This window comes from Rhodococcus sp. MEB032, assembly GCF_030208925.1.
Lineage (GTDB): Bacteria > Actinomycetota > Actinomycetes > Mycobacteriales > Mycobacteriaceae > Rhodococcus_F > Rhodococcus_F qingshengii.
Genome location: NZ_JARVSY010000049.1, coordinates 46,397 through 55,808, shown reverse-complemented (window position 1 = coordinate 55,808; position 9,412 = coordinate 46,397). Strand labels below are relative to the sequence as shown.

The following is a 9,412-nucleotide window of genomic DNA, read 5'->3' as shown; positions in this document are numbered from 1 at the left end:
GATCGCGATCCTGCGCCAGGGATTCCGTGACGCCGGAATCCACGACATGCTCGCCCTGCACGTCACCGCGCTCGAAGCCGGAGCGTTGTGGACGGACCTCGACACGTACGCGACCGGACTCACCGAAGACCCGAACGCCTCCACGTTGAGCATTCACAACGCCGTTGAAGAGGGCCGCAGCACCGCAGCCTCACGCGAGGACATCGCCGCCCGCTACGCAGTCACCGTCGAAGCGGACACCGCACCGGCACACGCAGCGCTGCACGCGCAGGGACCGGACTTCGTTCGCCACACCGTCACCGAACTCGTGACACTCATCCGCACACGCGGCAACCCGGCCGCCGAGTTGGCTGCACGTGTCGGACTGTGCGCCACCATCAGCCCCACCGCACGCGATGCTCTGATGTTCACCGCCAACGGAAATGAGCACGCAGCCGCCCACGCGTTCGCGACTATCGCCCGCCAGGTACGCGGCAACGCCCGCATCCAGATTCTCACCGTCGCGGCGTACTGCTCGTACATCAGCGGCGACGGCCCCAGTACCGGCATCGCATTGGAGGCCGCCCAAGCCGCCGTCATCGACGGCAACGGCGAACACGACACCTCACTGCGCAACCTGCTCGACTTCGCACTCGAGCACGCAGTCTCACCCGCCGCAGTCACCACGCAACTCCACGCGATCAGCGCCGAGGCAGCGCGATCCTTCGGCGTCGACGTCGACAACCTCGACAGCTGAAAACAACAACGGCCCCGACTTCGCCAAGAAGTCGGGGCCGCCCCCGTATGCAGTGGCGGTTGTTCGGGCATCGAGCCCGAACAACCGCTGCGTCAGCTCCTCAGCGCGCCACCCGTGCAATGCGGCGCGCCAAAGATCAATTGAACAAATGATCCGTGGTCCCCGGCTCGGGAAAAGCGAAATCGATCCGCGGGCGCGCAACGGATTCGCCAGTCAATCCCTCGACAACGGCCGCGAGATCCGCATCGGTAATCACATTCACATGCTTCGTTGCCTGATACAGAGAAGCCTCCACCTCAGACCGCTCACGCGGAACGCCGTTCTCAGTCATCTACATGCCTCTCGGTCGTCAAAAAAGTGTTGGAGTATCCGTGCGCAGCAAAGCGGACTCCACCGCGTCCGCATCCCATCCATTGCGCAATGCATCCCGTAGAGCTTTCGATCGCGCTGCGCGGGCGGCGCGATCCGGGCCGTACCAATGCCAGCTCTGCCCCCGGCCGCCGCCGCGCCCCTTCGCGCTCATCCCTGCAAGATTCTGCGATTGCGTACCCGCAACCACATGTGGACGACCGGCGATGCTCGTCGTCGCCCGGACACAGATCGGGTTGTCACACACCTCGTGGATCGCGAACTCCGAATCGGTCAACGGCCGACCGAGTTCGAGCATCAGCGCGTACCGATGCGGGCGCACGACCCGCTGCCGGCCATCGCGCATCAACCAAAATCTTCCGTACCCGTCATCAGAAATACTGCCGGTCCAAAAATGGCAATCACGTTCGCCAGGTCCGCGCACGATGAACCGCGCGAAACGTTCCCGCTCCGGATCGCCGAGCGCCGGAAGCGTTAGGACGTCCGCCATCAGAACGAACTCCTAACGCTTGTGAGAGTTGCCGACGAATCGGCCGCGGTTTCCCCCAACCGGGGACAGCGATATCCCTCATGTGGATGCCCGAGATTTCTGTTCCCGCTCCGCTCGATCTCAGGCAACACACAATCGGTCGCTGACACCCAACCGGGGAAAACCGCGAAGGCCGACATTGGTTTGCTGGTCGCTTCTACGACGCCAGCGCGGCAGAATCAGTCGACGAAGTCGAAGCAGGCGCGGGCGAAGAATCTTCCTTCGACGCGGCCTTGTCGGCGGGTACTTTCTCCGATTTCTGTTTCGGCTTGGTCGACCGCAGCAACTTGTTGACCTCACTCGTCGTCAGACCGGTCAGCTGCGCGATGCTCGCCACCGTTTCACCGCGAGACTTGAGATCCGCAATCGCAGCCGCACCGGAACGATCCGCGTCCGCGATCTTGGTATCGGTTTCTTCGCGAATGCGCTCGATACGCACTCGCGCATCTTCCGCGATCTTCTCCCGCGACTCCTGCGCCTTGAAGAACCGGACGAGATCGTCCTCGACCTTCTTCAATCGCTCTTGCTCTTCCGCGAGACGAGCGGCATTCGCTGCGCGTGCCCGATCCCTCGCGCTGATCGTGGATGTGTTTGAGGACGCCATGCCGCAAACCTTACCGCCGGCAGCGGCGATCGGCCATCAATTGTTCCCCGCCCACCTAACGGTTCCCGGCTCAAAAACTCGGGCCAACCATCACAACTCCACTGAACCTTTTCACACATCACCATGTCAAACCATCTATCCATCCAGCTCATCCATATTTTCAAACACTTCGCTTCCCTCAGCACAGACAGCTCGTCCCTCACCAAATGCACTTCGTTTCACTCAGCCAAAACCCCAAATTCAGACACACCTCTTGCTGAATTTCAGACTTTGGGGGTGTCTGCCCTCCACCAGGCCGCCTGCGGCGACTATGGTGGCCTTGTGATGACGCTCCACGTACTGCACGCGGGCGATGGCTACGAGTACCTGACAAAGCAGGTCGCCACCGCAGACCGCGAGCTGGAGCACGGGCAAGAACTCACCGACTACTACACCGCCCACGGCACCCCGCCCGGTACGTGGTTCGGCGGCGGACTCGAAGATCTCGCACGAATGGATGCCGACACCGAGATCGCCGACCAGCATCGGATCACCGACGGCGCCACAGTGTCCGAACCTCAGATGAAGGCACTCTTCGGGGAGGGCATGCACCCCAACGCAGACCCCATGGTTGAGGAATCGATCAAGGGTGGGATGGACCCGAAGAAGGCCGTCAAAGAGGCTCGACTGGGCCGCAAGTTCCCGGACTTCGCCAACGACATCCCCCTCCTGAAGGCCCACCGCGCCGCCCTGGAGCAGTTCGCCGTCGACAACGCCCGCCGGCCCTCCAAAGCGGAGTCCGGGGCGTTGATGGAGAAGGTCGGAACCGCACTGTTCGAGGAGACACACCAGCGTTCCGCACAGGACCCGCAAGAGCTGTGGTCCTGGATTTCGGCGCAGAAGAACCGTGTCCGGCAACCCGTCGCAGGACAAGATCTGGTGTTCACACCGCCCAAGAGCGTGTCGACGATGTGGGCGCTCGCCGACGATGATCTGCGCCGCCAGATCGAACGAATCCACCACGAGACCGTCAAGGGCACGCTTGGCTGGATCGAGAAGGAAGCATGCTTCACCCGCACCGGCGCGACGAGCCAAGAGCACCAGGACACCACCGGCATGGTCGCCACCCTCTACGACCACTACGACTCCCGCGCGGGGGATCCGAACCTGCACACCCACGCCGTTGTGTCCATCAAGGTATGCACCGAAAAGGACGGTAAGTGGCGAGCTCTCGACGGTGCCACCCTGCACCGCTACGCCGTCGCGGCTTCGCAGCGCTACAACGCAGCGATCATGTCGAAAATGCACACCGAGCTTGGGTTCGGACTGACAGAGCGCAGCACCGGACGTGGTCGGCAGAACGTCGTCGAGATCGCCGAAGTGCCGCAGCAGCTGTGCGAAATGTTCTCCTCGCGGCGCACTCAGATCGAGACCCGGCGCGATCAGCTGGTCGCCGAATACCGCCAAAAGCACGACCGGATGCCCAGCGCAAAGGCGATGTACGCGCTCTACCAGCAAGCGAACCTCGACACCCGCGCCGGGAAACAGGAACCGCAAACCCTGCGCGAAATGCAGAACAACTGGATCACCCGATCTGCGCAGATCCTCGGCGACGACACAGCTGTGGGAGCCCTCGCCGAACAATGGCGCGGCGTGCAGCGCGAACACGCCGCTGGAGTGCGTGAGCACCAGGCGATGCGCAAGGCCGGAACACCGGCCGAGGAAGCGAAACGTGTCGTCGAACACCTCGAGAACGGCCGCGCAACGTGGGCGATCACCCACATTCACAGCGCCGTCGAAGCGAACTTTGCAGCCGTCTCCTTCCCCGACGAAGCCGCACGCACGGCCGCAGTGAAAGCCGTCACCGAACACGTACTGGGCGCGTCCGTGCACCTGCCGGCGGCCGAACTTCCCCCCGCACCGGAGGCTCTCAGACGCCGTGATGGTGAGTTCATCCTCACCAACCATGGCACCGCACTGCATACCTCCGCGAGCATCATCACCGCCGAACAGTTCATGCTCGACGCCACTCGGACACCGACCGCCTACATCGCGGCACAAGCCGGACTCGACAAGGTCGTTGAAAAAATCGCCCGTACCAGCGATCACCCGCTCAACGCCGGACAGCGCGAACTTGCCGAGCATTTCGTCGGCGCCGGAACGCTCCTCGCCGTCGGTGTCGGGCCCGCCGGCACCGGCAAAACGACGTCGATGAAAGCGGTCACCGACACCTGGCGCGCGACCGGACACGAAGTCATCGCGCTCGCACCATCCGCAGTTGCGGCCGAAACCCTGGGCGAAGAAATCGACGTCACCGCCCACACCCTCGCAACCCTGACGTACCCGTGGCGCGGCCTCGAAGGCCACGAACCACGCAGCCTCCCCGATCACATCGAGATCCCCGCCGGGGCGATGCTCCTCGTCGACGAAGCGTCCCTGGCATCGACCAAAGACCTCGCCGCCATCACCGAAATCGCCGCAGCCAAGGGCGCAGTGGTCCGGCTACTCGGTGACCCGAACCAGCTCGACGCCGTCGAAACCGGCGGAGCGCTGCGACTGCTCGCCGAAGAAACCAACGCACCCGAACTCACAGTCGTCGTGCGCTTCGGCAAAGACACCGAACAAGCCGAGAACTCCCTCGCACTGCGGCACGGTGACGAGAGCAGCTTGGAGCTGTTCTACTCCCGCGGATGGGTCCACGAGGGCACCGCCGCCGAGATGAAAGACGCCGCCGCAACCGCCTACCTCGCCGACATCGGCGCCGGGAAAACCTCGATCGTCATGCTCTCGACCCGAGACGACGTCCGCGAAGTGAACCTCGCGATCCAAGCGCACTACCGCGCCACCGGCACCGCCAAAGTCGGACACACCGTGACCCTGTCCGACGAACTCGACGCCGGAGTCGGTGACATCGTCCTGACCCGCAAGAACAAGCGCCGTCTGCGCACCAAGGGCGGCAAACGGCGCAACATGTTCGTCCGCAACGGCGACCTGTGGACCGTCACCGCCGTCAACGACAACGGCTCACTGAACCTGCGCAGCAAAACCCACGAGGGCATGATCACCCTGCCCGCCCGGTACGTGAAACGGAACACCGAACTCGGCTACGCCGCCACCGTGCACCGCAGCCAAGGCATCACCGTCGACACCTCCCACACCACCGTCGGACACACCACCAACCGGCCCGGCCTCTACGTCGCCACCACCCGCGGCCGCACCGAAAACCACCTGTACGTCCCCGTCGAACCCGGCGTCACCCAAGACACCGAGGGCATGCACCTGGGGTCCATCAACAACCCGGCCTCACGTGAAGTCCTCGAAAAGATCCTCGCCAACGACAACGGCCACAAAGCCGCCATCACCGAGATCCGCGACGCACTCGAGCACGCACGCAGCCCCGAACGACTCCGCGAGGCGTACCACGCCGCACACAGCAGGTTGCGCGATCGCTGGCTCGACGACGTCCTCGACCGGGCGCTGCCCGCAGCACTGCTCGCGACGATCGCCGCCGAAAACCCCGGCAGCCTCGCCGCGCTCCGCACCACTCTCGGACAGGCACACGACCGCGGTGACAGTGCCCGGCGCATCCTCAACGACGCACTCGCGTCCGGTGAACTCCACACCGCCCGCGACGTTGCGCGTGTCCTGAACTCCCGCATCGTCGAAGCCACTCAGACCGCAGCAGAAGCGGCAGCCGAGCGCTCCGACACGGCGCTCCCCCCGCTGCCCCCGCGCACCACCAACACCGACAAAGAACTCGACGACTACGCCCGCATCGTCGCCGATCGCTACGCCACCGCCCGGCCGGAACACGAGCGCACCGACGGCATCGGCGCGACCATCCGCCGGTACGACGAGACGCGGGCGCAGCTCGACACCACCCGCATCCACCGACCCGTGCGGGAAGCATTCGAACCCGAGATCGCCGAACGCATCCTCGCCGAAGCCGGGGTGCAGCGACTGGGCCGCCACCTACGTAAAGCAGCACTCGCTGGGATCGCGCCCGAGGCAGTTCTGTCTTGGCACGCGCAGCAACTCGCAGCACGGGGTGAAGACGTCACCGCCGCGAACCTGATCAAAGACATGGCACCAGCCATCACGACTGCGACCGAGAAGACGAACACCCGCTGGGCAGCCGAACACGACGACATCCTGCGCGAGCACTTCCCTCTCGCGGTGGCCGCCGCCGAACGCACCGAAGACCCGCGGTGGAACGCAGCAGTAGGCCGTATCCGCGAACTCGTCACCCACGCAGGTTTCGACGTCGACGAACTGTGCCGCACGATCGAGACCGCTGCGCACTCCACCGCACACGTCACCGGGATCACCGACGCACTCGACACCATCGCGCCGGCCGCATCAGAGCCCGTCGACCCCGCAGCGCCGCACTGGGTGCCCTCCCCCGACCTCGACGCCCACCTCGTCGACCCCACCCTCGCTGGGCAGCTGGAGACCACCTACACCGACATCGCCGCCGAACACACCGCGAACACCCGACGCATCAGCACCGACGATGCTCGCGGCAAAGACCCCGAACTGCGCTTCACCGAGCACCTCGAAGCGAGGCCCGACGACCCCGAGCTGGCAGCGCAATGGGATCGCACCGCCGCCGAGATCCAGGCATACCGCGACCGCCACAACATCACCGACACCACCTCAGTGGCCGGCGACCGGCCCGAGTACAAAGCCGACATCGCACCCTTCAACACTGTCCACCGCGACATCGACACCCTGCACGACCGCATGCAAGAGCACCGCGAAGAACAGCGGCGCGCCGAGCGGCAGCAGGCGACACTCGAGCATCACCACACCATCGCCCAACACGTGGAACACGAACAAAAACGCCGCGGACCGCGTCTGTGACAGCCGGCAGGCTGGCGTTTCGTCAGACGACAGAGGGGGCGGGTGGTCTCAGCGTGATCGCCACCATGCCGCGATCCGATCGCGCAATCTAGGTGCAGTGATCGCAGGGGTAGGACAGAGCGGGGGAACCACCGGTTGTGGTTGCCGGATTTGTGTCGCGGTGGGCCGGCCGCTTGCGATGATCCGGCGGTCGGCGGGCGCCGGAGGTCGACGAACCTGAACCCCGACGTCGGTGAGGATGCTCAGATCGAGAGCCCATTCCCCAATGGAGCGGGCTCGCCACTCATCGAACGCGGCAGCAACATGGCTCCGCGCCTGCGGACGGGTCATTCCGGTCACCGCAATCAGATGCTGCAAAGCTTGCTCTTCATTGCCTTTGATCTGCGCGAATCCGAAGTGCGTCACCTGGTGACAGGGCGTACAGAGACAGATGAGCCGGCCCAGACGTTGCACTTTGGTCGGCCAGTCGTAAGTCCATCTCTCGTGCACTTCGAGCCACCGCTGCGACGCTCGGTCTTCCGGGAAACCGCAGATCTCGCACTGCATCCCGGCGCGCCGCGTGACCATGCGGCGCAGTCTTTCCCAATCCTTCGGTTCGACGCAGTACCGGACATTGGTGAACCAACACGTATCAGGGACGAGGTCGACGAACAGACCATGACCGAGAGACCGGTCTTCACCCGGCAGGATCTCCGGAATGTCAGGGAGCGCGACCCATCGCGACAGACCTGCCATCTCGACTCGGGGCGCATACCATCGCTTGGCTGATGGATCCCACTTCGCGCCTCCGGCCTTCGCCAGATCCTTCTCTACATACGGAACATCCAGCCATATTCGACCCACCACCGTCGCTGCTCCCCTCAGCCTGCTCGACGAGCTAGACCCTACCGATCGCACATTGCCTGTCGCCTCGACGAGGCGTGCACGTGAGTGTGAAACGCCGAGCTCAGTCCGTGACCTTGAAGTCGCGGACTTCCCGGAGCGCTTCGCGTACTCCTTCGCTCCAGTAGTAAAGATCGACCAGTGTCGAGTCCTCAGTGTTGACGCGATCGATGCCGACTTCATTCACGAGGCCGAAGCCGTACTCCACGAATTCCGATTCATCCCGCTTCTGGGCAAACAGTTTCATTCGGCGAGTATCGCCAATCCCGCCGACAGGATCTGCGGCGTGTCCGAAAACTCATTGCCGTGATCCACAAAGTGAGTCATACTGTGAAACATGGATGTGAAACGGCTACCTGTAACACTAGACAGCGACGACCAAGCGGAAATCGCCGTGTTCGCCGACCCCGACCGCCTCGAAGCAGGAATCCTGCGGGAATGGGCGCAGCAGCAGCACATCACCATCCGCGACAACTCCGAGTCCGGGATCGCCCGCGCACTTCTCCGTGTGGGTGCAGAAGCACTCCGCGAGAAGGCTCTCGAAGCCGGCTATGCCGAACTCGCGAAGGATCAAGAAGAAGGCCTAACGGAACAACGAGCGCGCCGGCGCAGCTACGCCGAGCGCGTCGACCAGGCTTACGGCGAATGACGGCCGCGCTCCGCGGGCAGATCTACTGGTTCGACATGGGACACGGCGAGAAGCCGTGGGTGGTGGTCTCCAACAACGTCCGTAACCGCAACCTGAACACGGTCCTCGCCGCACGCGTGACCACCACACCGAAGCCCGGCGTTCCGACGGCCGTCCCCCTCGGAGCCGCAGATCCACTTGTCGGTTCGATCCTGGCGGACGACCTCATCCAGCTCTTCGACGACGAGATCGCCGCGAGCAGGCCGGCAGGAGCGCTCTCCCCCGCAACGGTGGTCAAACTGAACAAAGCACTCGCGATCGCACTCGGACTGCCCTAACGAACTCGCTGTACGACTGTGGCCCTCGACCTTTCCGGTCGAGGGCCACAGTCATGCAAGCGGAGGGAACTGTCACAGGTCGGTAAATCGCGATACCGAGAGCCACCGGAGCGTGAGGCCGAAACCCAGCCAGAGCACGACGAACGCGCCGACCGCCCACTGGCCTGGTGTCTCCTGCGCAATCAGCGATGCTGCGACGAACAGGGCGAGAAAAATCAATCCTGACCGGATGAACATTCCACTCATGCGTGCGAGTGACCGGATCAAAGGAAAATCCATCCGTCCGAGGGGGTCGTGCTCCTGCATGGCAGTCCACCAATCCGAATCGAGTTGTGATGCAAAGCATCCTATGAAAAAGAGGGTGTGTCCGCCACAGCACGGCGCGCAGGCCCCAGGCGGGACAACCCACGATCGCCGCAACCGTGGCGGACACGAGAAACATCAACTACCCCGAGGCCCGGACTCTCGAACGGTGGGCGAGACC

10 protein-coding genes are annotated in these 9,412 nt (G+C 64.0%); 4 read left to right on the top strand and 6 right to left on the bottom strand.

What is annotated here, in order from left to right; translation table 11 throughout:
* Positions 1–736, top strand: a 736-nt coding sequence (locus QRN54_RS31300) for a DUF4192 family protein (RefSeq protein WP_285183881.1), incomplete at its 5' end; no start/stop codon positions are given.
* A gap of 136 nt (positions 737–872) precedes the next feature.
* On the opposite strand, the gene QRN54_RS31295 is transcribed toward QRN54_RS31300, so the two are convergent.
* The 3 genes from QRN54_RS31295 to QRN54_RS31285 form a co-directional block, all read right to left on the bottom strand.
* On the bottom strand, positions 873–1,067 hold the full coding sequence (locus QRN54_RS31295) for a hypothetical protein (RefSeq protein ID WP_063316352.1): 195 nt from the start codon (positions 1,065–1,067) through the stop codon (positions 873–875).
* Positions 1,068–1,085: 18 nt separating this feature from the next.
* A complete protein-coding gene (locus QRN54_RS31290) occupies positions 1,086–1,595 on the bottom strand; it encodes a hypothetical protein (protein ID WP_082845778.1) in 510 nt (169 codons plus the stop codon).
* 196 nt (positions 1,596–1,791) lie between these two features.
* The gene (locus QRN54_RS31285; RefSeq protein WP_063316350.1) at positions 1,792–2,238 is read right to left on the bottom strand and encodes a hypothetical protein; all 447 of its coding nucleotides are present in this window, start codon (positions 2,236–2,238) and stop codon (positions 1,792–1,794) included.
* 276 nt (positions 2,239–2,514) lie between these two features.
* Here QRN54_RS31285 and mobF point away from each other — a divergent pair, with 276 nt between their 5' ends.
* Complete coding sequence (gene mobF, locus QRN54_RS31280; protein ID WP_193595858.1) at positions 2,515–7,080, top strand: MobF family relaxase; 4,566 nt, start codon at positions 2,515–2,517, stop codon at positions 7,078–7,080.
* 48 nt (positions 7,081–7,128) lie between these two features.
* Here the strand turns inward: mobF and QRN54_RS31275 are convergent, their stop codons facing one another.
* Both QRN54_RS31275 and QRN54_RS31270 read right to left on the bottom strand, forming a co-directional pair.
* The gene (locus QRN54_RS31275; RefSeq protein WP_218694683.1) at positions 7,129–7,926 is read right to left on the bottom strand and encodes a DUF5710 domain-containing protein; all 798 of its coding nucleotides are present in this window, start codon (positions 7,924–7,926) and stop codon (positions 7,129–7,131) included.
* 100 nt (positions 7,927–8,026) lie between these two features.
* Complete coding sequence (locus QRN54_RS31270) at positions 8,027–8,209, bottom strand: hypothetical protein (protein ID WP_063316347.1); 183 nt, start codon at positions 8,207–8,209, stop codon at positions 8,027–8,029.
* Between the two features lie 90 nt (positions 8,210–8,299).
* Between QRN54_RS31270 and QRN54_RS31265 the strand changes: the two genes are divergently transcribed.
* Both QRN54_RS31265 and QRN54_RS31260 read left to right on the top strand, forming a co-directional pair.
* Positions 8,300–8,611, top strand: a complete 312-nt coding sequence (locus tag QRN54_RS31265) for a hypothetical protein (protein WP_083059662.1) — start codon at positions 8,300–8,302, stop codon at positions 8,609–8,611.
* Positions 8,608–8,928: a type II toxin-antitoxin system PemK/MazF family toxin gene (locus tag QRN54_RS31260; protein WP_193595859.1), complete on the top strand. Its 321-nt coding sequence runs from the start codon at positions 8,608–8,610 to the stop codon at positions 8,926–8,928. Before QRN54_RS31265 ends, QRN54_RS31260 begins: the two co-directional genes overlap by 4 nt.
* Before the next feature lie 72 nt (positions 8,929–9,000).
* Here QRN54_RS31260 and QRN54_RS31255 read toward each other — a convergent pair whose 3' ends face one another.
* Positions 9,001–9,174, bottom strand: a complete 174-nt coding sequence (locus QRN54_RS31255) for a hypothetical protein (RefSeq protein WP_156511760.1) — start codon at positions 9,172–9,174, stop codon at positions 9,001–9,003.
* Between the last annotated feature and the right edge of the window lie 238 nt (positions 9,175–9,412).